Source organism: Lamprobacter modestohalophilus (assembly GCF_016583905.1).
Classification (GTDB): domain Bacteria; phylum Pseudomonadota; class Gammaproteobacteria; order Chromatiales; family Chromatiaceae; genus Lamprobacter; species Lamprobacter modestohalophilus.
In genome coordinates, this window is sequence record NZ_NRRY01000038.1 from 26427 (window position 1) to 49714 (window position 23288).

General features: G+C 62.5%; 17 protein-coding genes. 5 read left to right on the plus strand and 12 right to left on the minus strand.

Features of this window, described 5'->3' with window-relative positions; translation table 11 throughout:
* Window positions 1-83: 83 nt before the first annotated feature.
* Window positions 84-1076 carry a sodium-dependent bicarbonate transport family permease gene (locus tag CKO42_RS18455; RefSeq protein ID WP_242479515.1) on the minus strand — a complete coding sequence of 331 codons (993 nt, stop codon included), beginning with the start codon at window positions 1074-1076 and terminating at the stop codon, window positions 84-86.
* 359 nt (window positions 1077-1435) lie between these two features.
* On the opposite strand from CKO42_RS18455, the gene CKO42_RS18460 reads away from it, so the two are divergent.
* Window positions 1436-1750 (plus strand): hypothetical protein, encoded by a 315-nt coding sequence (locus CKO42_RS18460; RefSeq protein WP_200247270.1) that lies wholly within the window; start codon window positions 1436-1438, stop codon window positions 1748-1750.
* Here CKO42_RS18460 and CKO42_RS18465 read toward each other — a convergent pair.
* Window positions 1734-3428 carry a SulP family inorganic anion transporter gene (locus CKO42_RS18465; RefSeq protein ID WP_200247272.1) on the minus strand — a complete coding sequence of 565 codons (1695 nt, stop codon included), beginning with the start codon at window positions 3426-3428 and terminating at the stop codon, window positions 1734-1736. The two genes, CKO42_RS18460 and CKO42_RS18465, sit on opposite strands and share 17 nt — an antisense overlap.
* A gap of 245 nt (window positions 3429-3673) precedes the next feature.
* Between CKO42_RS18465 and CKO42_RS18470 the strand changes: the two genes are divergently transcribed.
* The 3 genes from CKO42_RS18470 to CKO42_RS18480 all read left to right on the plus strand — a co-directional run bounded on the left by CKO42_RS18470 (window position 3674) and on the right by CKO42_RS18480 (window position 6559).
* Window positions 3674-4585 carry a TonB-dependent receptor gene (locus CKO42_RS18470; RefSeq protein ID WP_200247275.1) on the plus strand — a complete coding sequence of 304 codons (912 nt, stop codon included), beginning with the start codon at window positions 3674-3676 and terminating at the stop codon, window positions 4583-4585.
* Between the two features lie 96 nt (window positions 4586-4681).
* A complete protein-coding gene (locus tag CKO42_RS18475) occupies window positions 4682-5029 on the plus strand; it encodes an STAS domain-containing protein (RefSeq protein WP_200247277.1) in 348 nt (115 codons plus the stop codon).
* A gap of 621 nt (window positions 5030-5650) precedes the next feature.
* A complete protein-coding gene (locus CKO42_RS18480) occupies window positions 5651-6559 on the plus strand; it encodes an EAL domain-containing protein (RefSeq protein ID WP_200247279.1) in 909 nt (302 codons plus the stop codon).
* 130 nt (window positions 6560-6689) lie between these two features.
* On the opposite strand, the gene CKO42_RS18485 is transcribed toward CKO42_RS18480, so the two are convergent.
* From CKO42_RS18485 to CKO42_RS18525, 9 genes are all read right to left on the minus strand, one after another.
* A complete protein-coding gene (locus tag CKO42_RS18485) occupies window positions 6690-9335 on the minus strand; it encodes a glycosyltransferase family 2 protein (protein WP_200247281.1) in 2646 nt (881 codons plus the stop codon).
* A 3-nt stretch (window positions 9336-9338) separates the two neighbouring features.
* Complete coding sequence (locus CKO42_RS18490) at window positions 9339-9884, minus strand: hypothetical protein (RefSeq protein WP_200247283.1); 546 nt, start codon at window positions 9882-9884, stop codon at window positions 9339-9341.
* Window positions 9881-11491, minus strand: coding sequence for an FAD-dependent oxidoreductase (locus CKO42_RS28315; RefSeq protein ID WP_200247285.1), 1611 nt, complete (start codon window positions 11489-11491; stop codon window positions 9881-9883). The genes CKO42_RS18490 and CKO42_RS28315 overlap by 4 nt, the downstream gene beginning before the upstream one ends.
* 301 nt (window positions 11492-11792) lie before the next feature.
* Window positions 11793-13103: a peptide-methionine (S)-S-oxide reductase MsrA gene (gene msrA, locus CKO42_RS18500; protein WP_200247287.1), complete on the minus strand. Its 1311-nt coding sequence runs from the start codon at window positions 13101-13103 to the stop codon at window positions 11793-11795.
* A 177-nt stretch (window positions 13104-13280) separates the two neighbouring features.
* Window positions 13281-13511 carry an antitoxin TumA gene (tumA, locus tag CKO42_RS18505; protein WP_200247289.1) on the minus strand — a complete coding sequence of 77 codons (231 nt, stop codon included), beginning with the start codon at window positions 13509-13511 and terminating at the stop codon, window positions 13281-13283.
* A gap of 114 nt (window positions 13512-13625) precedes the next feature.
* Window positions 13626-17066 (minus strand): efflux RND transporter permease subunit, encoded by a 3441-nt coding sequence (locus CKO42_RS18510; protein WP_200247291.1) that lies wholly within the window; start codon window positions 17064-17066, stop codon window positions 13626-13628.
* A 7-nt stretch (window positions 17067-17073) separates the two neighbouring features.
* Window positions 17074-18186, minus strand: coding sequence for an efflux RND transporter periplasmic adaptor subunit (locus CKO42_RS18515; protein WP_200247293.1), 1113 nt, complete (start codon window positions 18184-18186; stop codon window positions 17074-17076).
* Window positions 18187-18232: 46 nt separating this feature from the next.
* On the minus strand, window positions 18233-18505 hold the full coding sequence (locus CKO42_RS18520; protein ID WP_200247295.1) for a hypothetical protein: 273 nt from the start codon (window positions 18503-18505) through the stop codon (window positions 18233-18235).
* A gap of 48 nt (window positions 18506-18553) precedes the next feature.
* Window positions 18554-18994 carry an FKBP-type peptidyl-prolyl cis-trans isomerase gene (locus CKO42_RS18525; RefSeq protein ID WP_200247297.1) on the minus strand — a complete coding sequence of 147 codons (441 nt, stop codon included), beginning with the start codon at window positions 18992-18994 and terminating at the stop codon, window positions 18554-18556.
* A 244-nt stretch (window positions 18995-19238) separates the two neighbouring features.
* Between CKO42_RS18525 and CKO42_RS18530 the strand changes: the two genes are divergently transcribed.
* Window positions 19239-20339 carry a glycoside hydrolase 64/thaumatin family protein gene (locus tag CKO42_RS18530; RefSeq protein WP_200247299.1) on the plus strand — a complete coding sequence of 367 codons (1101 nt, stop codon included), beginning with the start codon at window positions 19239-19241 and terminating at the stop codon, window positions 20337-20339.
* Between the two features lie 240 nt (window positions 20340-20579).
* Here the strand turns inward: CKO42_RS18530 and CKO42_RS18535 are convergent, their stop codons facing one another.
* On the minus strand, window positions 20580-23228 hold the full coding sequence (locus tag CKO42_RS18535; RefSeq protein ID WP_338034948.1) for a PAS domain S-box protein: 2649 nt from the start codon (window positions 23226-23228) through the stop codon (window positions 20580-20582).
* Window positions 23229-23288: the final 60 nt, after the last annotated feature.

Sequence of the window (23288 nt, forward strand, 5' to 3'; positions counted from 1 at the left end):
TGATACCTCTTGGCATGAATCGCGGTATGAATCGCGGTGTAGATCGACGGGGCCGAGTGCCTTCGGCCCCTCCGTGTGGTGCGTCAGGCCCCGAAGACCAACTGCGCCAAGCCGATGTAGAGCGGAATGCCGATAGCAATCGCGACAGGCGTGCCGATACTCGTCGATGAGCCAATATAGGACGATGGGTTGGCGGTTGGGATACCGGCACGCAGGGTTGGCGGCCCGGAGATGTCGGAACTCGAGCCGGCGATGATCGCGAGCAGCACCACGCCGCCTGGGCTAAACCCGGTCAGCACATGGGCAATATAGCCGAGGCCGAACGCAATGAGACCGTTCATCAAGGGCGCGACAGCGGCGTAGACGGCAAACCAATGCGCCACGCGCCGGAGCTCGTTCAACCGTGCATAGGCCTCGATGCCCATGATCAGCATCAATACCGACAGCAGACCGCGGAAGAGCGGTTCGTAGAAGGTGTCGAAGACCCTGTCAGGATTCGTGAAGAGGCCGAGGGCGATGCCGAGCAACAATGCCGACAGGGCCGGACCCTGCAGACTTTCTTTGACGATGGGCCAAATTGCCACCTTGTCGCCAGTGCCATCCTTCTTTTTTAGGTAGACGCTGGCGAGCACGATGGCCAGGACCAGGGCAGGGATGTCCATGAACGGGTACAGCGCAACGGCCCAGGGCTCGTAGCTGATGCCTTCTGACTCCAGCACGACCGTTCCTGCGGCGAGCGTCGACCCGCTGACGGCGCCGAACAGACCGGCGGTTGCGATCCCGTCCTCCGTGCGGATACCGGGCAGCAAGGCCAGTGTGTAGCGGCCGATGATGACGGTCAGACAGCCCACGACCACGGCGAAAAACGCGGGCAGCAGCATCGCTCCGATGTCCGCCTCGCCGATCGCCATGCCGCCCTTCAGGCCGACCTTCAACAGCAGCATGAAGACGATGAACTTGTAGATGGCATCGGGGATCGTCAGTCGTGAACCGAGCGCGGCGATCAGGATGCCTCCAAGCAAGAAGGCCAGGGTTGGCGATTGCAGCTGCGATACAAAACGCGAGCCGAATTCCATTAGTATTTCCAATGGTATACTCCTCTCTGTCAATTGAACGCCAATGACGTCAGTGGATGGCCTGTCTGAGGCTAGGATGCGATTGGTGACGAGGTTTCCTAGCCTTCAGCTGCCTAGGAGAGAGCATAGGGGCATTCAGCGCCAAACGTTTATTGATATTTAATCGGCTCCCTATCGGTAAAAGGTGATTGATTCGGGAATTCCGATGGGAGTTGTCGGAAAAAACGAGCTTGAGCTTCGCTGCATTGCCCCGACGCTCTCAACAGAGCGATGAAGCGTGGTGGCCAAAGCGGCCAACACGGCTTCGCCAGCCTTTTAGCCGCGATTAGCGGCGATTAGCGGTGACCGAGGAACTGACAATGACCAGATGGCGATCGGTACAAAGCCCGTTGGGTGTGAGGCTTGGCGCAGGGCTCCTGCTGCTGTTCGTCGTCTCGCCGTCATTGGCTGCTTGGGGGGCGAGCGCGTTCTATCCGACCTCGGTGGTGCCGTCGATGCCGGAGCCGGAGCGGGCTCAGCAACTGCTTGCTGAGCCACGCGGGCTGATCGAGGCGCTGCGCGCAGCGCATTCGCAGTCTGCGCGTAAGGGATGGATGGGTGTTCCAGGGCAGCCGGGAAGTGACCTTCGTCGCTCTGGAGCGGCTGCCTCGGGGGCTTCTAACTCCGATCGCTGAGGAGTCGACCGGCACGTTCCGCAACCGCCCGTTTCAGCGCTGCGGAGCGACTGTCGATCCAGTTTTCAACCGGAATGATGCGATTGAGGCCAAGGTTCTCGAAACGCTGCCGCGGCTGATCATGAATGCCGGCGAAGTAGACCCGACAGCCATGCTCAACGGCTTCTCGGGCCACGGTCTCCACCGCCAGTGAGGTGGTGACACCAATGTGGGGCACCTCGGTCAGATCAATGATCAATGAGCGCGCGGAGAGCAGATCATTTTGCTGCCGCGTGACGGCCTTAGCGGCGCCGAAAATCAGCGGTCCGCTCAGGCAGAGCATGACCACGCCATTGCTAGGGTCACGGAGGATGCGCACATCCTCTGGCGAGGCGTTCGGGCAGTCTAGCCCGTCGTCAGTGTGCGGCAGGCCCAGCACGCGCACGCCTTCCGATTGCAGATCGGCGAGGCGTCTTATGGTGAGGACGTTGGCGACAAAGAGCCCGATGCCGACCGCGGTGATCAAGTCGACAAAGACGGTCATGGCGATGACGCCGTACATGATCAGGGCGCCACGAATTGACACCTTGTGCGCGCGTCGCAGGAAGCCCCAGTCAATGATGTCGATGCCGACCTTGATCGCAATGCCAGCGAGGACGGCCTTCGGGATCGGCTCGACCAACCCGCTAGCGCCGAACACGACCACTGCCAAGATTAGGGCGCGGGTCAGGCCGGAGAGCGCGGTGCGGCCACCGGTCTGGATATTGACCACGGTGCCCATGGTCGCGCCGGCGCCGGGCAGACCACCGAACAGGCCTGAGGCTAGATTGCCGAGGCCTTGGCCCATCAGCTCCTTGTCTGAGTTGTGCTGAGTGCGCGTCAAGCTATCGGCGATGACCGAGGTGAGTAGGGCGTCGATGGAGCCCAACAAGGCGAGCACCAATGCGTTGATGACAATGGTTTGCCATTGCGCTGTGGTGAAGGTGGGTAACTGCAGCGTCGGCAGTCCACCTGGTACCGAGCCGATGGCGCGGTAGGTCTCGCCAGAGAAGAGCTGTGGCAGCACGAAGATGGCCAGCAGGGTACCGGCGATCAGCGCCAGCAGCTGCGGCGGCACGAAGCGCCGGAGATGCTTTGGCATCAGCAGCAGAATCGCCAGTGAAAGCAGTCCTAAGGAGGCTTCGGCAGGTTTGATATTGGCGATGAATCCAGGGATGGCAGTCAAGGACCCAAGCACGCCACCGGGCGGTGAAGCATAGCCAAGCAGCGGCGGCAGTTGGATGATGATCAGGATGAAGCCGATGCCGGACATGAAGCCCGAGATCACCGTGTACGGCATCATGGTCACGTAGCGCCCGAGCTTGAGCGCGCCGAAGATGACCTGGAAGACGCCGGTGAGCATGACGGTGGTGAAGGCCATCGCCATGCCCAGCTCGGGGTTGGCGGCCATCATGGTCGCGATGACGGCAGTGAAGACCACCGTCATCGGCCCTGTCGGCTCGGAAATCAGGGTGGGCGTGCCGCCGAACAGGGCGGCGAAGAGGCCGATTAAGACCGCGCCATAAAGCCCCGCCTCGGCGCCTGCGCCGGAGGCGACGCCAAAGGCAAGCGCCATCGGCAGCGCGATGACCGCCGCCGTGACGCCGCCGAACAGGTCGCCCTTGAGGTGTTTGAGATTGATCTGATTGAAGACTCGCATCGGCCTTCCTTACCCCCGCAGCATCGCTATTATCGAGTGTGCGTAGGGTAATGGTTCTGGCGCGGGAACCGAAATCAAAATGGCGGATCGATGTCATAGATCGTCTGAGATTGCCAGCGACAACGTATCCTGCAGTTCAAGCTGTTGATCCTCGTCGAACCGCAGGCCGCGGCTGGACGTTATACTGCTCGATGCTACGACTTGGTGGCTCTTGTTATATACCCTCGAACACTGGAAACGCTTCTATGGGCTGGTCTCGGTCGTTGTTCACATCGCTGATCTTGAGCTCGTTGCTGGCGAGCGGGCACGCGCTTGCGCAGCCGAGCACCAATGCTTGGCGCCTGCGTCTGGATACCGGTGCTGCGCATCGATGGCAGACCGATATCAATGATGGTGGTGAGGTTGAGCTGGATGCCTGGTCGGTCCGCCTTGCCGCTGATAAGGCGGTGGCTCCGGATCTGCGTTTGGGGCTTGCGGCTGGCTATGGCGAGCGCCATTACGGCTTCGAGGGCGAGACGGGTTTTGCGGCCTTGAAGCCTTGGTCAGACGTGCGTCAGCTGCGTCTGAGCGGCAGTCTGAACTGGAAGGCGGACGAGCGTTGGAATCTCTTCGCGATACCGACGATCCGCTGGTTTGCCGAGGAGGGTGCTGACCTCGGCGACGGTCAGATCGGCGGACTGCTGGCCGCTGCGAGTTATCGGGTGAACGATCGCCTCAGCATTGGACCTGGTTTTGGCATCTTCTCCGAGCTGGAGAATGAGGTCGACTGGTTTCCAATCTTAGCCATCAACTGGAAGCTTACCGAGAACCTGGCGTTGCGTACCGGCAGTGGTTTTGCCGCAACCGAGGGGCCAGGGCTGGTGCTGGACTGGCAACCGTCGGAGCGTTGGTCGCTACTGCTCGGAGCGCGCTATGAAAAGGCGCGGTTCAGACTCGATGACGAGGGCGTTGCGGCGGCGGGTGTCGGTCAAGAGAGATCGGTGCCGGTCTACCTGGGGGCAGCCCGGAGCTTCGGCAGCCACCTGCGCTTGAGCCTGATCGCCGGCGTTGAATTTGCTGGCGAGCTGCGGTTGGAGGATGCTGACGGAGTGCTGATCGAGAAATCGCGCTTTGATCCTGCGCCCTTTGGCGGTGCGACGCTCGATCTTCGATTCTGAGCAGCTGTGCGCCTCACTTGAATGGGCGGCTGCGCGCCTCGCTCGAGGGGGAGCCGACCCCTTGACGGTCAATGCATCTGATGTGGAGGAAGCTGGATGGAGATCCTTGAAGAGACGAATGAAAGCGCCTTGGTGTTGACGCCGCAGGGGCGGCTCGATAGCCGAACCGCGCCGCTGCTGCAGGAGCATCTTCTAGGCCGTATCGACGGTTCGCCCTCGGTGCTGATCGACTGCTCGCGTCTCGATTATGTGTCGAGCGCGGGTCTGCGGGTGTTCCTAATGGGCGCAAAGCGCTGCAAGCAGGCGGAGCGTGGATTCGCGATCTGCAGTCTTCAAAACGCGGTGAAAGAGGTCTTTGAGATTAGCGGCTTTCTCACGATACTCACCTCCTATCCCGATCGAAAAAAGGCGCTACAAGCGATCTCGGCAGCTGCAGCTGGTTGAAGGTTGGCCATCTGCAGCCTGCTTCTTGCGTTTGCCGGGACATCCTCGGTCACCTCATCAAGGGTCGATGCTGATCAGCCGCGCTGAGTGAGCCACAAGTCACGTCGCACCAGTCAGGTCATACGCTCGACCGGGCTGGTGGCGCAGGGTCGCTGCTGTTTCACGGCAAGCGATGTTTTTTTGCACGCGATAGTGCCGCCTCATCCCCAACAGGCCGGAACGGATTCGCTCCATCAGCGTTGCGCGCTTGCCAGTGCGTCGCAGAACTCGGTCGAGGGCATACGCCTCGCTGGTCTCGGCAGCGCTCGCGCCGCGCTTAACCCTGGGATTTTTGGCGCCGAGGCCCTTTGCTTCGTCACTGTGTGTGCTTAATATGATCTGCAATACGCTGCTTGCGAGGCATCGCTGTCGTTTTTGCCGGCGAGGTCGGGACCAGGACCAGGAAGGGGTTTTCCCATGACTTTTGAACATGATTGTGAACGTTGCGGTCGACCATCTGCCCCCGAGAAGGAGGCGGGCCGGCTCTTCATTTGGCCACCCCTAGGGCACACGAGACAAAAACTGAGGGCGGCGCTGAAAGACAGCCCACTGACAGTCTCCGACATCTCGGGGGAACTTGGTTTGATCGTTGACTTACCCCCTGATCGCGAGAGCCTGTTAGCCACCCTCCTTGCAGGGTGTCTGACGCGGGCGGAGATCCGTGATAGCCGCTCCCTGTTCATGGTCGGAAAAGAGGACCCAGGTCTGGCGCAGCTGGGCCAGGTAGAAAGCCTGGAGGCCTTTATCGCGCAGCGGCGGGGCCGTTGGCTGCAAGAGATGCTGCACGCCGCACGGGTGACGACCCATTTCCAACCGATCTTCCATGTCGCCGCTCCGGATCGGGTCTTTGCTCATGAATGCCTGCTGCGCGGAATCGACGAGCACGGCGAGATCGTTTCCCCTGGCCTGATGTTTGAGCTTGCCATGGAGGCCGATCTGGTTTTTCCACTGGATCGCTTGGCGCGCATCACGGCCGTTCAGAATGCAGCGGCACAGGGGGTGAGTAGTCGGATCTTCATCAATTTTACGCCGGCTGCCGTGTATGACCCGATCAACTGCCTGCGTACCACCGTTGCTGCGGTCGAGAAGGCGGGGCTTCAGCGCGAGCGCATCGTCTTCGAGGTGATCGAGACCGAGCGTATCGGTGACCCCAACCACCTGGCTAATGTCCTGAGATATTACCGTGACGCGGGTTTCAAGGTGGCACTCGATGATCTCGGCGGCGGCTATGCTGGGCTTGGCCTACTGCCGAGTCTGAGTCCCGACTTCGTCAAGCTGGATCGCTCGCTGATCGATGGGGTGAGCGGCAACCGGATTCAGTCGGTGGTGATCGAGCGCGTCACGCAAATGGCACACGACCTCGGCATTGAGGTGATCGCCGAGGGCGTCGAGCAGGCTGAGGATCTCGACTGGCTGCAGGCAAACGAGGTCGATTATGTGCAGGGTTTTCTGCTCGGCAGGCCAGCGCCAACGCCGTACTCATCGCTTTAAGGCGAGTTTTGTCAGTTTTCTATCCTGGGTCGTCGCTGTCCCAAGGTGTCTCTTTGGTGAGCTTCTAGTGTGCTTCTAGTACCCCCTGTTGTGGCCCTTTGCGTTGGCTTGACCCTGAAGCGGGCGCCGCTCAGGCGCTGCTACTGCTGCTGCGCATCTCGCGCAAGGTACCAACCAGGTTTGCCGGTAGCCGCGGCAGGGCACTGATCAACGAGACCAATATCGCCGCAGCATAAGGGACGGCCTGCACGAGCAGCACGGCCGCCCAGACCCGCACGTCGATCATATAGGCGTCCGGGCGTTGCAGCACCGCGAAGGCGCCGAGCAGAAAGGCGAACAGCAGCAGTGCCTCTTCACGCGCATCCATCAGCGCCCGGAACAGGGCCACCGACGTCGCCAGTTTCGGGGTGCGAAAGAATCCGAGCTTGCCAGAGAAGACGCCAGCCCAGCTTGCGCGGGCAATGGTATGCGAGAGCGCGAGTCCAGCCAGACCCGCAGCGAATGCCTGACGCCAGGTGGCATCGACCCGGCGCCGATAGAGCACGAAACTCTTGATCATCTTGAAGCCAAACAGCACCAGCGGGACCAGCGCGATGCTCATGTAGGGTGGCGTGATCGTCTCCGGGGCCGCGACCATGGCGATGGTCCAGGCCAGCGCGGCGAAGTTGAACAGCAGATTGAAGCCATCCGCGAACCAGGGTAGCCAGCCGGAGAGGAAGTGCCAACGCTGACCGCTGGTGAGTCGCGTGCGACGCAGGCCGAGCAGTTCGCGGCGATGCGCGATCAAGACCCGTACCGCCCCATAGGCCCAGCGGAAACGCTGTTTCTTAAAGTCGGCGAAGGTGTCCGGGATCAGCCCGCGGCCATAGGTCGCCGGGATGTAGAGCGCCTTGTGGCCGGCTTCGAACACCCTCAGGCCAAGCTCGGCGTCTTCGGTGATACACCATTCCGACCAGCTGCCGACGGCCTCCAGCACGTTGCGCCGGATCATGGTCATGGTGCCGTGCTGAATAATGGCGTTGCGCTCGTTGCGGGTGACCATACCGATATGGAAGAAGCCACGGTACTCGGCCAGGCACATGGCCTTGAAGGCGTTTTCCTCGCCGTCACGATAATCCTGCGGGGCCTGGACGATGGCGACCTCGTCGTCGAAGAAGGCTGGGATCAGATCGTGCAGCCAGTTTGGGCTAACCAGATAATCAGCGTCGATGACGGCGACGATCGCGGCTTTGGGGTCGGTCTCACGCAGGGCGAAGTTCAGGGCGCCGGCCTTGAATCCGGCGAGCGGGCTGACATGGAAGAAGCGGAAACGCTGGCCGTGGGATTGGCCCTTGAGCATCAGGCGCCGGTTGAGCTGCGCGCAATGCGCACGAACCGGCTCCCAGACCGCCGGATCTTTGGTGTTGTTGTCGATCACCAGGACCTCGAAGCGCGGGTAATTCAAGGCGGCGAGGGCGTCTAGGGTCTCGATCAGCAAGGCCGGTGGCTCGTTATAGGCGGGCACATGCAGCGACACCATCGGCAGCCACGCATCGGGCACCTCGCGGCGCGGAAAGGCGCGCCGCCAGCGCTTGAGCCAGAGCGACTCGGCCCACTCGTGCGCCTCGGCGGAGAGCAGTATCAGCACGCCGATGCCGCCTATCAGCAGCAGCACGCCAACGACGGTGGTCAGCGGTGTCATGTATTGCTGGGTGTACTGATAGACCAGCAGGACAGCTGCGGTCGAGACCGCATAGGTGATCAGCGCGAGGAAGCCCTTGCCGGACGAGGACAGGCTCGAGCTGTCGCGGTAGAGGAGCAGCAGCAGGAGCACGGCGATGCCGACCGAGAGGGCGGCAAGCTCATGCCAGTTCGGGATGCGCACCACCGGCTGAGTGAGCGCAAACTTGGGCTCGCGCTCGGCATCATAGACGCCCCAATAGGAGCCAATGGAACCCTCGATCTTTGTCTTCCACAGCTGGTCGAAGGCCTCCATCACGTAATAGACGGTGCCTTCTTGCTCAGCGCGGGCGAGCACGCGGCGCAGGAATCGGGTCTGATTGGCCTGTGAGGGCTCGGCACCACGATTGCGCCGCCCATGACTCGGCCAGCCGACCTCGCCGATGATGACCTCCTTATCCGGAAAGGCTTGCTGCACTTCGTCAAGCTTTTTGAAGGAGAAGTCGACGGCTTGGTCGATCGGTACCCCTTCCCAGTAGGGCAACAGATGGATGGCGATGAAATCGACATGCTCGGCCAGCTCTGGATACTTGAGCCAGACGTGCCAGGGCTCGGCGGTGCCGACTGGGATCTCGGTGAGTCGGCGGATGCGATCGAGGTCACGCATCAATTCGGAGACTTCGACGTCTTCACGCAGGATCGCCTCGTTACCGACAAAGACGCGCACGATATTCCGATGCGGCTCGCGCAGGATGTCGATCAGGCGCTCGAGCTCAGCCTGATTGGCCTTAGCATCGGGCCCGATCCAGGCGCCGAGCGAGACATTGAGTCCGTGGGCACTGGCAAGCGCAGGGATCTGACCGAGTGGGCCATCAACCGAGTAGGTGCGGATGGCGTGGGCCTCGCCTTGCAGCAAGGAGAGGTCTTGATCGATCTCGGTGAGCGATGGATAGATGCGCCGTTGGGGGTCCTGGTCGGCGCGCATCGGTTGGAAGGAATAGCCTTGGATACGGGTCGGCCAAGGCGGCTCAACCGAAGGCTGGTTCATCATCGCCCAGAGCGCGACGCTCAAGCCAGCGATGAGTAGCGGGATGACGATGGAGAGTGTGCGGTGCATCGCCTAGGACTCTGGGGCTAAGGCGGCGAGCGCGTAGAGTCGAGCTTCACTGGGGGCGAGCAGCCAGCCATCGACGGATAGCAGCGTTGGGATGCTGACATATTCGTGCTGGATCAGGGCGGTGAGAGCCTGCTGCAGCGCGATCCTGTCGGTCGGCACCGGGCGCTGTTGGGCATTCAGCGCGGCGAGCAGCTGATCGATGAGTCGGCTCACATCCTGCTCCTGCGGATGGTCGGCGAGATAGCGCTGACCGAGGCGGCCGGCGGCGACTGGGTCGCTCAGCGTGGCGAGCAGTGCGTTCGGGCTGATCGCCGGGGGCGCGGCAGCTTCGGCGCCCGCTGCGAGGCCGATAGCGCTGCTGGGGCTCGCTGAGGGTGTTGAAGTGAACGCCGAGCTTGCGGCGCGCGCGCCTAGCGGAAGCGAGAGCAGTCCGAGCACCAGGCCGATGAAGGTGCGACGGTCGCGTCTGGCGAGCGAATCGCTTGCGCCGATTGCTGTTCGGGTTGCTAGTCCGGTCGCTTTTGATCTTGGCCCAGAGGCGATGCTCATGCCGATTGTTGCTCAAGGTGGTCGGCGAGCCGATAGGCGAGCGCCAGGATGTTCAGCGTTGGGTTGGCTGAGCCGCAGGTCGGGAACAACGAGGAGCCGGCGATGTAGAGATTGTCGATACCATGTACCCGGCAATGTCGATCGGTTACCCCGCGCTTGGGATCATCGCTCATGCGGGTGGTGCCCATGTGATGGCTCCCGCCCGAGACCCGCGGCTCCCAGCGCCCATCGTCTGGCAACCGCGGCCGCATGCGGCCGATGCCGGTCGCGCTCAATTCGCGGCCGAGCGCATGGATGTTGGCGATCAGGCTGCGTCGATCCTGTTCGGTTAGCTTCCAGTCGAGCCGCGTTCGGCGCAGCCCCAAGGCATCGCGCTCGTCGCTGAGCGTCACGCGACTGTCGAGGTTGGGCACTTGCTCGCAGGCGCAGCCAATCCCCATGCGCACCCCGAGGCCGTTGCTGGGTTGCTGAGCGTTGCCCAGTTGCTGAGCGTTGCCTTTGGCCTCGCGCTCAAGGCTAGTGCGGTGGGTGTCACTCAGCGTTGAGGGATCGGTCAGGAAGGGGCGTGCAGCGGCAAGCATGTTGCGCGGACTGACGGTCGCTGGATCGGCCGTTGCCACCGAATCGGGTTCAAGCTCGGGGCCGAGGGTTTCGATGACCGACATGGTGAAGGAGGCCGATAACATCTGCTCGCGGCGCAAGAAGTCTCCTCGCGGGATGTAGCAGACCCTTGCGGTGCGTCCGTCGAATCGGACCTGTTCGCGGTAGATCCGTGGTAGTCGGCTGAGATCGGCGATGACGATCTCGGCAAAGCCGCCGAGGTGCGGATGCTCCATGAAGCAGCGCCCGACCATATCGTTCTGGTTGCCAAGCCCGGTCGGCATCACATCGTTGGAGAGCAGCAGCAGACGCGCGTTCTCGATGCCGCCGGCAGCCAGCACATAGCGTTTGGCATGCACCTGGTGGCGGCGACCGCTGAGCGTCTGAATCTGCAGGTGATCGACCGCCCGCGCTGAGGGCAGGGCGCTGATCCGAGTCAGGTTGCTGTGCAGCAGGACGCGAATCTGATCGGCCCGCTCGAGTTCGCCGCGATAACGCTCGCCGAACCGAGTCGGTGGGCTGTACTGGAAGAAGCGCGTCATGAACCGGCCGGCGCGCCAATCGACCATCGGCTCGCCGGTCGCCTTTGCCCAGTAGTCGCCGTTCTCATACTGTGCCGGGGCCGTCTCGACCGCCGTGCTCGCGGTCTCCCAATAGGGGTCCAGCTCCTCGCGGCCAAATGGCCAGCCGCTTAGCGGAATCCAGTCGCGCTGCTCGAAATCGATCGGGTCCAGCGGTCGACAGAATCCACCCCAGTGGCCTGAGGAACCGCCGAAATAGCGCAGCCGCGAACTGCTGAGCGGATACTCGATGCCGGGGGTCTCGCCTTGATACAGGTCTTGGGTCTCGGCCTCGGGGCTGAGGCCGCCCGATTCGATCAGGCAGACGCTGGTTTTGGCATTGGCGAGCCGGCGGGCGAGGCTGATGCCAGCGGGCCCTGCGCCAATGATGGCGAGATCGGCCTCAATGCGGCTGTTGTCGTCGAGATGGCGAGCGTCGATGAGCACGCGGGTGAATCGCTCCGGGCTGGGTCAAAAGTCGGTTGACCTTTCAGCTCGCGTGCCTTTCAGGGGGCAGGGCAAATCTGCTGGCGAGGTCTTCGCGCACCTCGTCAGGGCCACTGCACCTGTATCGATACCAGCGATATGCCAGCTATGGATTGGCGATTGCCGGTGACGGGGCGAGCTTACTCAGCGTCATCCGAAAACGACTCAGAGGAGCAAAAGGGCTACCCAAAGTCGTACGAGGCAACTTAAGAGTAGCGCATTCGCCCTACAGATTGCGCGCAAATTTGCTGCTCAGCCGATTTCAATCCGCGTCTGGGACGAAACTCAGCACATTGCCGTTGATGCAGTAGCGCTTGCCGGTAGGCGGCGGGCCATCATCGAAGACGTGGCCGAGGTGGATGCCAGAGCTGGCGCTGCGCACCTCGGTGCGGCGCATGCCGTAGGCGTTGTCTTCGTGATAGGTCAGGGCACCTTCAACCGGGTTGAAGAAGCTCGGCCAGCCGCTCTTGCTCTCGAATTTGGTATCGCTACGAAACAAGGGAGCGCCGGTGATCGGGTCGACGAAGACGCCGGGACGCTTTTCATCGAGATGCGAGCCGGTGAAGGCGCGCTCGGTGCCTTGCTCGAAGGCGATGCGCTGCTGCTCTGGAGTTAGGATCTGGAAGCCGAGCCACTGCCAGAAGCGCTCCTTGTCACCCTTGTAGCCGGTGTAGCGCGAGATCTCCTTGCCGTCCTCGAACAGCACCATGGTCGGGGTGGCGAACAGATCCTTCTCTAGCGTCCAACCTTCGGGTGGGCGCGGATTCAGGGTCGAGATCACCGGCACCTCCGAGGACCAGCCATCCAGCACCTCGGTGCGGAACTGTTGACAGAAGGGGCAGTCCTCGGCCTCGAAGACGATCAGCTGGCGCTCGGCGTTGAGCGCCTTGGCGTCGAGCCGTGGCGATGGCTGAGTCCGCGCCGCCTGATCCGCTGGACCTGCGGCAGCACCGGGGTAGGCGACCTGAGTGCCACCGAGACCGCAGTAGCCATCCGGATTCTTCACCAGATAGTCTTGATGGTAGGTCTCGGCGCGATTGTAGTGGCGAAGCGGGGCGATCTCGGTGGTGATCGGGCCTAAACCGGCGGCGCTCAGCGCTTGCTGATAGGCGTCGCGGGTCTCGAGGGCGACGGCACGTTGCGCCTCGCTGTTGAAGTAGATCGCGCTGCGGTAGTTGCTGCCGACATCATTGCCCTGGCGGTCGCCTTGGGTCGGATTATGGTTCTCCCAGAAGCCGATCAACACCCGCTCGAGGCTGACCTGCTCGGGGTCGAAGGTCACCTTGATGACCTCGGCATGATTGCGCTCATCGCTTTTGCCGCGCTGGATGCGCTTCTCGAGGTTGAGCACCTCGCGATAGCTGGTGCGCTCGGCATCGCCACCGGCGTAGCCGGATTCGACATCCAACACGCCCGGGATCTCAGACAGGCGTTTCTCGGCGCCCCAGAAGCAGCCCATGCCGAGGACAATGGAGTCGGTTGCGGCTAGGGCTTGGAACGGCAGGATAGCGAAGAGGGCGGTTAAGAAGGTGGCGGAGAGGACAGCGGTCAACGAACGGAAAGGTGGGTGCATGAGGTTTAGGGCCTGATCTGAACGAAGCTGACGCCTATGACCAGCGGGAGGGTCGAGTTGTTTCATCGCCCGCCGCATCGCCTTTGCCAGGTTGCGCCTCCCAGTCGTCCAGGTCGCGGATAAATTGTCAGCGTGCTGTCCCGAGCAAGGTGATCGGCAAGGTACTGTTCCAGCCGGCTATGCAGCCTCATGTAATCGGGCGTCCAACTCGGCGCGCAGGGCTAGGAAGTGTTGGTAATCGTTCGCCCATTCGGTGGCCTCGGCGGTGTCGCCTGCCTCACCCCGGGTGTAGCGGTCAAAGAACGCCTCCGACTCCAAATGGGCTTCAGCCTCGTAGCGTGCCAAACGCTTGGTAACCGCGATTAGTGCATCGACGGGTGATTCATAGCGGATACTCTGTTTGCGCATCGCATGCTCCTCATGTCGAACTTGTCTCTCCGGCAGGCAAACCGGCAGGTGTGGCGTTTTCACTAGCCGAGCTCACCGTCTGACAACGCAAGCTCGGCCGTAACGCATCCCTGCTCAGCCCGTCGCCGTCCGAATCCACTCCACCCGCTTGCGCATCACCCCATAGTAGACCACCGGAATCACCACCAGCGTCAGCAGGGTGGAGACGAACAGGCCAAACAGCAGCGACACCGCCAGACCCGAGAAGATCGGGTCGCTGAGGATAAAGGAGACCCCAGCCATGGTCGCCAACGCCGTGAGCACGATCGGCTTGGTGCGCACCACCGCCGAGCCAATGACCGCGCGTTCCAGCGGATCACCGGCGCGCACCTGCTGATTGATGAAGTCCACCAGCAGGATCGAGTTACGCACGATGATGCCGGCGAGGGCGATCATGCCGATCATCGAGGTGGCGGTGAACTGGGCGCCAATCAGCGCGTGGCCGGGCAGGATGCCGATGATGGTCAGCGGGATCGGCGCCATGATGATCAGCGGTACCACATAGCTGCGGAACTGGAAAACCACCAACAGATAGATCAGCACCAGCCCAAAGGCATAGGCGATGCCCATGTCGCGGAAGGTCTCGTAGGTGACCTGCCATTCGCCATCCCATTTGATGCTGGGCTCGTAGGGGTTCTCCGGTTGGCGGGTGTACCACTGCGACAGGTTCGCATCGAGTTGGCCGGCGATGGTGAAGAGTCCATACAGCGGGCTGTCGATCGCGCCGGCCATGTTGGCGGTGACATAGACCACCGGCAGCAGATCCTTGTGGTAGATGCTGTGCTCGCGCTGGCTGTCGACGACGGTGACGATCTCCGACAGCGGCACCAGCTGGCCGCCGCGCGAGCGTACCCGCAGCGCCAGCACCTGATCCAGATCGGCCTTGTCGGCCTCGGCGTATTCGACCCGGATCGGCACCGCGTACTTGACATTGGCTCCGTGCAGGTAGGCCATGTCCTCGCCACCGAGCACGCTGGCCAGGGCTTGGGCGACGCTGGCCTGATCGACTCCGAGCTGCGCCGCCTTGGGGCGGTCGACGACGAGCACGAACTTGCGCCCCGGATACTCCATCGAGTCATCGATATCGACGATGTCATCGGTGCCGGCGAAGACTCTGCGCACCTGCTCGGCCAGGGCCATCTGCTCGGCGTAGTCGATGCCATAGATCTCGGCGACCAGCGGCGCGAACACCGGCGGTCCGGGCGGAATCTCGACGATCTTGGCGTTGCCACCATGGCGCTCGGCGATTGCCTGCAATGGCTCACGCAGCCGCAGCGCGATGGCGTGGCTCTTGTCCTCGCGTTGATCATCGGCGACCAGGTTGACCTGCAGGTCACCCTGATGCGCCTGATCGCGCAGATAGTACTGGCGCACCAGACCGTTGAAGTTCATCGGCGAGGCAGTCCCGGCATAGGCCTGATAATCGGCGACCTCGGGCTGCGTCTCCAGATAATGCCCCAGCTCCGCGAGCACGCGCGCGGTCTGCTCCAGGCTGCTGCCCTCGGGCATGTCGAGCACGATCTGCAGCTCGCTCTTGTTGTCGAAAGGCAGCATCTTCAGGATGACCGCCTGACTCAGGGGCAGCAGCAGCGAGGCGCCGATCATGAGCAGGATGCCAGCCAGCAGCAGCCAACGGTTGATCAGGCCGCGCCGACCTTCTAGGAACGGCGTGATCACCCGATCGAACAGCCATTGCAGCTTCGGATTGGCCTCGTCTTCTCCCGTTTCGTGCTTCTGATGCGCTGGTGCCGATTCGCTGCCTGCCACGTCTTGCGGAACTTGCGGGGCATGGTGGTCTTGACCGGCGAGCGCCGCATCATGACGCCGCCCAAGCACCTGATAGGCGAGCCAAGGCGTGAGCACGAAGGCGACGGCCTGGGAGATCACCATCCCCATTGAGGCATTGATCGGGATCGGGCTCATGTAGGGCCCCATGAGCCCGGAGACGAAGGCCATCGGCAGCAGGGCAGCGATGACGGTGAAGGTGGCGAGGATGGTGGGGCCACCGACCTCGTCGACCGCGCCGGGCATCAGGTCGAGCATCTTGCGCCGCCCGATGGCCATGTGGCGGATGATGTTCTCGACCACGACGATGGCGTCGTCGACCAGGATGCCGATCGAGAAGATCAGCGCGAACAGCGATACCCGGTTGAGGGTGAAGCCATAGGCCCAGGAGGCGAACAGGGTCAGCATCAGGGTGACGATGACCGCGCCTCCGACCACCAGCCCGGCGCGCCAGCCCATCGCCAGCCCCACCAAGACGATGACGGTGATGGTCGCGGAGGCCAGCTCGGTGATCAGCTTGCGCGCCTTGGCGTCAGCGGTTTGCCCGTCGTTACGGGTGATGCTGACCTCGACGCCCTCGGGGATGAAGATGCCCTCGAGCTGCTCGAAGCGCGCGATGATCTGCTCGGCGACGGCTACCGCATTGGTGCCTTCCTGCTTGGCCACGGCGATGGTCACCGCCGGCGTGGTGCCGACGAGCGAGGGGCTGTCAGCGCCGCTGGGGCTATCGGTGCCGCCGGAGCTGGCGCTAGCACTGGCACTGGTACTGTCACTAGAGCCGGCACCGGCACCGGCACCGGGGCCAGCGCCCATCCAGACATAGGCTTGGGGTATCTCGGGGCCGCGCTCGATACGGGCCACCTCGCGCAGATAGACCGGGCGCCCGCCGTGCATGCCGACCACCAGCTCGGCGATATCGTCGACGCTGGAGAGCATGGTCCCAGCCTGGACCTGGATCTCACGGTTATCGGCGACGATGGCGATGTCGTCCCGGCTGCTGTTGCCCGCCTGCAAGGCGCGGCTCAGGTCACTCAGATCGATGCCGTGCGAGGCCAAGGCTTGCGGATCAAGAATGACCCGCATCACCTGCTGCGGCGCGCCCACCGTGTAGACATCGCGGGTGCCGGGCACCCGTTTCAGCTCCTGCTCGATGGCATGGGCGACCTGGCCCAGCTCATAGGCCCCGAGCTGCTGATCCGCCGACCAGAGGGTGGCGGTGAGGATGGGCACGTTGTCGATGCCCTTTGGTTTGATCAATGGCTGACCGACACCGAGACCTTCGGCCAGCCAATCGGCGTTGGAATTGACCTTGCTCCACAGCCGCACGATGGCCTCGGTGCGGTCCTCGCCGACCTCGAACTGGACCGAGATCAGCGCCATCCCCGGGCGCGAGACCGAGTACACATGCTTGACGCCCTGGATCTCGGACAACACCTGCTCGGCCGGACCGGCGACCAGGTGCTCGACCTCGCTCGCTGAGGCGCCGGGGAAGGGGATGAAGACGTCGGCGAAGGTGACGTTGATCTGCGGCTCTTCCTCGCGCGGCGTCATGATGATCGCGAACAGCCCGAGCAGCAGGCCGACCAGCGCCAGCAGCGGCGTGATCTTGGCATCCTGGAAGCGCTGGGCGATGCGCCCGGAGATGCCAAGCGTCGTTCCCTGGCTTGGTGGCGCCGTAGCTCCGTCGGCGCTAGCGGCCTCAACGGTTCCAGCGCTGTTCTGGGTTGACATCGGCGACTCAGCCATCTTGGCGATCCTGACGGCCCTGGCGATTCGCATCCGCTTGGCGTTTGAGCGCGACACCGGCGGCGATGGGGTCGAGCGCGACCTGCTCGCCCGGGCTTAGGCCGGAGAGGACGACGATCTCGCCATCCAGGCTCGTGCCAATGCGAATCTTGCGCAGGTGGATACGACCGTCGTCGCTGACCACATAGGCCCCGGTGACCTCGGAGCGGTACACCACCGCGGCGCTGGGGATGGTGAGCTCCTCCTTGTCGCCGGTGACGATGGCGGTCTTGACGAACATGCCGGGGAAGAGCCCTTCGGTGTTCGTCTCCAGATCGGCGCGCACCTTAAAGGTATTCGAGCCAAGATCGGCGAAGGGGAAGACGGTGATGCGGCTTGGCGCGGTCACCTCGCCATTGGGCAGATGGATCTTGATCTCGCCGCGCTCGCGCACCGCCGGGATCGCGCTCTGCGGCACATCGATGATCACCCGCAGTTCTTCGAGCGAGATGCCGCTCATCACTGGGCTGCCCGGGCTGGCCACCTCGCCAAGCTCGACATGACGGCGGATCACGATGCCGGAGTAGGGCGCGCGAATCTGGGTGTAGTCGAGCTGTTCCTGAGCCTGCTCGAGATTGGCCTGGGCGGATTCCAGGCGCGCCTTGGCGCTCTCGAGATCAGCCTCGGCCTGATCCATCGCCGATTCAGAGACGTTCTTTTGTTGGTACAGCCCTTCGATGCGGGCGTACTCGTCGCGGGACTGTTCGAGCTGCGCCGAGGCCGATCGCAGGTCGGCGGCGGCTTGTGCCAGCCGCGCGCGATGTTCGGTATCGCGCAAGCGGGCGATCACCTCGCCCTTCTCAACGAAGTCATCGACATCGTAGAGGATCTCTTCGACCTGTCCGCTGGTCTGGGCCGAGACCGTCGTGCGATTGATTGCCTCGACCACCCCGTCGAGCCGGTATTCCTCGGGCACCACGCGATAGCTGGCCTCGGCGGTGGCGAGGTTGGCACTGGCGTCGTCTTGGCTTGAATTCGCATCGGCCGCGTTGCTGAACGCTGAGAGGGACAGCAGCAGCGGGGCAAGGATTGCTAATCGAAGCCGGAGTCTGTGAGTCGATGTCATCGATAGATGCTCCGTAAATTAGTATTTCCTTATATTACCTGAAACCCTAGGCGAGAAGCTCGTCCGGCGTCGTCGCACGATTGCTCTCAAGCATGCGTTGGAAACGCTGCGGATCACGCTTCAAGATGTCGATGTACTCGTCTAGCAGCGCGGCCCAGTGTGGGCCGCCGTGCTCCTGAAACTTAGCCAGCGCGACCAATAGGATCTTTGCCGCCGCGCGCAGCTCGCGTAGGTCACCATCGCCGTAGTGCTGCACGAGCTCGGTGAAGAGAGCCTCCACCCGCTCGACAGGAGGCTGGGGGGCGTTTGCTTTAGACATGGGCAATTGGCCTAGCATGCTGCTGGGTCTTGACGGCCCAGTATACTGTCAGAATACGTCGAGCACCTGCGCGCGGATGCGCAAGCCGCGGTGCGCGAGTGGATGATTGAAGTCGATCTCGACCTCGGTCAGGTCGGCACTCAGAACGGTGCCGGCGGTCTCCTGTCCGCCAGGGGTCTGAAACTGGACCACCTGCCCCGGCTCGGGCGCAAACCCCTCAGGCATATCGCTGAGCGGGACCCGATGCACCAGCCCCGCGTCGTGGGCGCCGAACAGCGCCGAGCCATCGGCCAGCATCTGCTCATCGGCGCCTGGCGCCAGATCGATCAGCAGGCTTTCGAAGCCTGGCGCCAGCGTGCCATCGCCGATGCGAAAGCGCATCGGCTCATCACCGAAGCTGGAGAGTACCTCGGTGCCATCCTCGAGATAGACCGCGAGATGCAGACAGACCTGGCTGCCCGGGCCGATCTTGGCGGTGTTGTTACTCAAGACTGGTTGCCTCGCGTCTGCGTTCAATACGGCTCAGTATGCCGGCCTAAGGCGGCCCTGTCTTGCGCTACTGTGCGATGGCCAGTGACGCCGCTAGGTCCTGCTTGCAGCGACTGGTTGCTGTAGTCTCGGCCGTTAGTCAGGGGTCTACTCAAAAAGGTGATGCATGATTGCCAATTCAGGTTCCAAACTGACGCTGCTGCTCGCGACCGCGTGTAGCTCGTTGATCCTGGCTCCGCCTCTCATGGCCGAGACGTCAAACAACGATTGGTGTGAAGCCGAGGTCGCCACCTTGGCGGGCGATTACATGGCCTGCCTACTGAACGCTCATGCCTGGAACCTCACCGGCGGGTCCGACGAGCCGGACGATCTGGCGTTAGACGTTCAAGCCTGTGGTTCGACCTACCTGTCTGGTTATCTCGCCACGGTGATGCATGATCCAGGCAGCTGCCCCGGCGCCGAGGCCTCTTGGGACGGGATCGTCGATCATCTGCTGCAGCTCAGGGACAGCTCTTGGGATGCGGTCGACCAGGTTGCGCTGCTGGTCTCTGGGAACTCAGTCTTCACCGACCAAGGGCAGGTCGTCTTTTTCAATAACTGCGCGGTCGACGTGAAGCTCATGTCGCCCGATCTTGGAACGGTCGATGGCAATGTCATCAAGGCCGGCGACCACGAGTCCCTGATCCTCAGCCAGTTCGCCGCGAATCAAGCCAACGTAGTCATGGTGGCCCCGGTGACCACCAAGACCGAATGTGATCGGATTCAGTGCCAGGATTGGACCGCGCTGCAGCCGAATACGGAGCAGCGGCAGCCCAGCATGTGGAAGGAGCCCAACTTGCTCTATGCGGCTTACTGCCAGCCGACCAATGCGGCAGCCGCGCAATGCCTGAGCGATGGGGCCAGCACGCCATGCTGCGGCCCGAACATGAATTATGACCGGACCTTCGGCACGCACGTAGAGATCACCCCGAATACACCCAACGGCAATGACTTCGTGAATCTCAGCACCAACTCAAAGCCACCCGAGCTATGCAACGGCACCAACCCTGACAACTGCGTCCTGCCCAGCGCAAATATCTTCTTCAATGTGCCGGTCCAAGTGGAGATGAGCGGCGGCGACTGTGCTTGTGGCACCCTGGGGCAACGCAGTCAGTTGCAATGCGCCGCGGTCGACTGTACCGATGCCTACACCTATCCGACCGACCCGAAGCAATGTGCCTGCTCAAGCGGTGGCAAGCGCGGCTATACCGTCACTTATTGCCCAGACCAGGCCTCGCAATTGCCATCGATCCCGGCCGGGGCCGGTAACCCGCTCACGAAGTTACAACGCATTGGAATAGATTAACGATTCCGCCTCGTTGTGCCTTGCTGGACACCGCGCGGGACGCACCCTGACGACCGTTCAACTGCGCTTGCTAGGATCATGCTCATCGTCGTGGACCGATCCTTCGAAGTTGAAAAAGCGCATGCGCTGGTGGTCTCCGATGCCTCAAGTAAGGGGCGGCAGGCTAGTATGGGGCGGCTCTGGTCGCGCCTAATCGCCGTTCGCTCTGGTTGCCGGACGCTGCTCGGCGGGGAGGTCGGATCACCCGGCATGCCAACTTTCAGTATCAGCGGCTTCCAGGTCTTCCTGCGCCTGCGCGGCCAACGCTTGGAGCAGCTGTTCAAGCGATCTGGCGAGTTCTTCGGCATTCTCGAACGCGGTTTGATCACCGGCGCGGGCCTGTTCACAGAGTCGATCGGCCTGCTTTCGCAACGGCTCGGCGCTGAGGTGAGCGGCAAAGCCCTTTAGCATGTGCGCGATGCGGAAGCATTCATCGAGGTCGCCCTCAGCGGCAAAGTGTCGCAGGCGATCTGGGGTATCGCGCTGGCTGCTGAGCGCGGTTTCGATCAGGCGCTGCACAAAACCGGGAGACTGTTCGAAGCGTTGCTGGAGCAGATCCCAGTCGACTGGTGACTCTTGGGTTAGCTTGGCATCAACCCGGCTGGTTGCGCCAACCGCGATGGCTGCTGTGGCTCGTTCTGGTGATGGTGCCAGTGCCTGCGTGCTGAATGATCCCTGCGTTCTGTCGGGCGTCTTCTTTGTGCTGACAGTGAATATGCTTTCAGACTCGTCAGCCTCAGCCTCAGTCTTAACTTCAGCGTCGGTATCGGCATCGGAGAGGCCAGCCGGCGCTGAGCGGAAAGGCCGCTTCTGTCGAAGTTGGTCGCGTCGTTGGTCGATCGCGGCCAACAGGGCTTCGAGGTCGATCGGTTTGGTCAGATGCGCCACCATGCCGGCATTCAGGCAGCGCTCGCGCTCTTCCGCCATGGCATGTGCGGTGAGGCCGATAACTGGCAAGTCCGGCCAACCGGCGCGGATGCGTCGTGTTGCCTCGTAACCATCCATCACCGGCATCTGCACATCCATCAGTACCAGGTTGACTGCGTCCGCGCCGATCTCTTCCAGCCGCGTCAGCGCTTCTTGGCCATCCCGTGCCGTTGTGATCTGCGCGCCTTCGTGGCTCAGTAGATCCTCGAGCACCATCAGATTCAGCGCGACATCGTCCACCGCTAAAATGTGCATCCCGGCCAGGGACTGGGTATCGACGCGGCTTGAGTCGTCGAGCCGAGGGCTGCGCGATGGCTCTGCCGCTGGTAGTGGCAGGCGCAGTTCAAAGCAGCTGCCGATATTGGGTTCGCTATCAACGCTCAGGCTGCCGCCCATCATCTTCGCCAGAGCCAGACTGATGCTCAGCCCGAGACCGGTGCCACCATAGCTGCGCGTAGTGCCGACATCGGCTTGTTCGAACGGCTGGAAGATGCGTGCAATCTGCTCCTCGTTCATGCCAATGCCGGTATCGGTGATCTGGAATTGCCGTTCCTCACCGGCAGACAACAACCGCAGTCGAACCTCGCCGGTCTGGGTGAATTTGATCGCGTTGCCGAGCAGGTTGAGCAGGATTTGACGCAGCCGCATGGCATCGCCAAGCACCCAAGCAGGCAGATCGGCATCTGGCAGGATGCTCAGGCGCAAGCCCTTCGCATTGGCCTGGGGGCGCAACAGGGATTCGAGTTCGGCGAGACAATCGGCCAAGCAAAACGGCTGAGCCTGGATGCTGAGCTTGCCGGCGCCGAGCTTAGAGAAGTCCAAGATGTCATTCAGCAGAATCATCAGATGCTGCCCGGCGGTCTGGATATGCCGAAACAGCTGCCCGGTCTCTTGGGTGTCATAGTCGCGCCGGCCGATCTGCGCGAGACCCAGGATGCCGTTGAGCGGCGTGCGGATCTCGTGACTCATATTGGCAATGAAGGCGTTCTTGAGCGCTGCGAGGCGCTCGGCTTCAACCAGCGCCTGCATGCGCGCGGACTCCATCCGGTGCCGCTCAGTGATGTCATTGCCGGCAGCGAGCACGCCGACAACCCGCCCAGCCGCGTCGTGCAACAGGCTGCTGCGCCAGGCGATCAGATGCGTGGAGCCATCACTGCTGACCAGGCTGTTCTCGAGGTAATCCTCGGCACGCAATGAACCCTCGAGGAGTTGCGCAAAGACGTCGCGCAGTTTCGGGCGATCCTCTGCCGCCAGGCAGAGATCGAACCAGTCTTGGCCCAGCAGATCCTGCTCGGTCCGGCCGAGCAACTCGCAGGTGTAGCGATTCGCCAGTGTGACCCGACCCTGGGTATCGAGCGAGAGGATGATCGAGCTTGCGGAATCCAGATAGCGCTGCGCCCGATCGCGCTCCTGGCGCAGCGCTTCGGTGGCTTGGCGCAGGGGCGAAACATCGGTGATATTGCCGAGCACACCCTGAGGCTTCCCATCGCTGGTGCGTAGCAGGGTGGTTGAGAGCAAGACCGGGATCTGTTCGCCATCGGCGCGTTGCAGGGTCCATTCGCGAGTCTCCTCGCCGTCGTGTAACAAGGGCTCGCTAAAGCTCCTGAATCCGGGGTGGATCTCCTCGCCGAGCTGTGCCGACAGCTCGTCGGCGCGTGCCGCGATCTCGTGCTCGAGGTGGAAGCGCAGGGGCGTTTGCTGCCCGATCATCTCCTCCGCGCTGAAGTCGAGCAGGCGTTCGGCGGCTGGATTGAACTGGGTGACCAGGCCATTCATATCGGTAGTGACCATGGCGGAACCCGCGAGATCGATCATTTGAGCGGCGAAATGCAACTGTTCATCGGCCAGCCGACGCTCATATATGGTCCGCCCCGCGATGCAAGAGCCACTTGACTGTTCAGCAGAAGGAAACGTTGCGGCCATATATCCGGCGTCGTGATGAGGTGGCGTGATCGCTCCTCGCGCCCTGATGGAATCCGCGCG

Coding starts and splice junctions, on each gene's coding strand:
- CKO42_RS18455 (WP_242479515.1), bottom strand. CDS start 1,076: ATGGAATTCGGCTCGCGTTTTGTATCGCAGCTGCAATCGCCAACCCTG.
- CKO42_RS18460 (WP_200247270.1), top strand. CDS start 1,436: ATGACCAGATGGCGATCGGTACAAAGCCCGTTGGGTGTGAGGCTTGGC.
- CKO42_RS18465 (WP_200247272.1), bottom strand. CDS start 3,428: ATGCGAGTCTTCAATCAGATCAATCTCAAACACCTCAAGGGCGACCTG.
- CKO42_RS18470 (WP_200247275.1), top strand. CDS start 3,674: ATGGGCTGGTCTCGGTCGTTGTTCACATCGCTGATCTTGAGCTCGTTG.
- CKO42_RS18475 (WP_200247277.1), top strand. CDS start 4,682: ATGGAGATCCTTGAAGAGACGAATGAAAGCGCCTTGGTGTTGACGCCG.
- CKO42_RS18485 (WP_200247281.1), bottom strand. CDS start 9,335: ATGCACCGCACACTCTCCATCGTCATCCCGCTACTCATCGCTGGCTTG.
- CKO42_RS18490 (WP_200247283.1), bottom strand. CDS start 9,884: ATGAGCATCGCCTCTGGGCCAAGATCAAAAGCGACCGGACTAGCAACC.
- msrA (WP_200247287.1), bottom strand. CDS start 13,103: ATGCACCCACCTTTCCGTTCGTTGACCGCTGTCCTCTCCGCCACCTTC.
- tumA (WP_200247289.1), bottom strand. CDS start 13,511: ATGCGCAAACAGAGTATCCGCTATGAATCACCCGTCGATGCACTAATC.
- CKO42_RS18510 (WP_200247291.1), bottom strand. CDS start 17,066: ATGTCAACCCAGAACAGCGCTGGAACCGTTGAGGCCGCTAGCGCCGAC.
- CKO42_RS18515 (WP_200247293.1), bottom strand. CDS start 18,186: ATGACATCGACTCACAGACTCCGGCTTCGATTAGCAATCCTTGCCCCG.
- CKO42_RS18520 (WP_200247295.1), bottom strand. CDS start 18,505: ATGTCTAAAGCAAACGCCCCCCAGCCTCCTGTCGAGCGGGTGGAGGCT.
- CKO42_RS18530 (WP_200247299.1), top strand. CDS start 19,239: ATGGCCGAGACGTCAAACAACGATTGGTGTGAAGCCGAGGTCGCCACC.
- CKO42_RS18535 (WP_338034948.1), bottom strand. CDS start 23,228: ATGGCCGCAACGTTTCCTTCTGCTGAACAGTCAAGTGGCTCTTGCATC.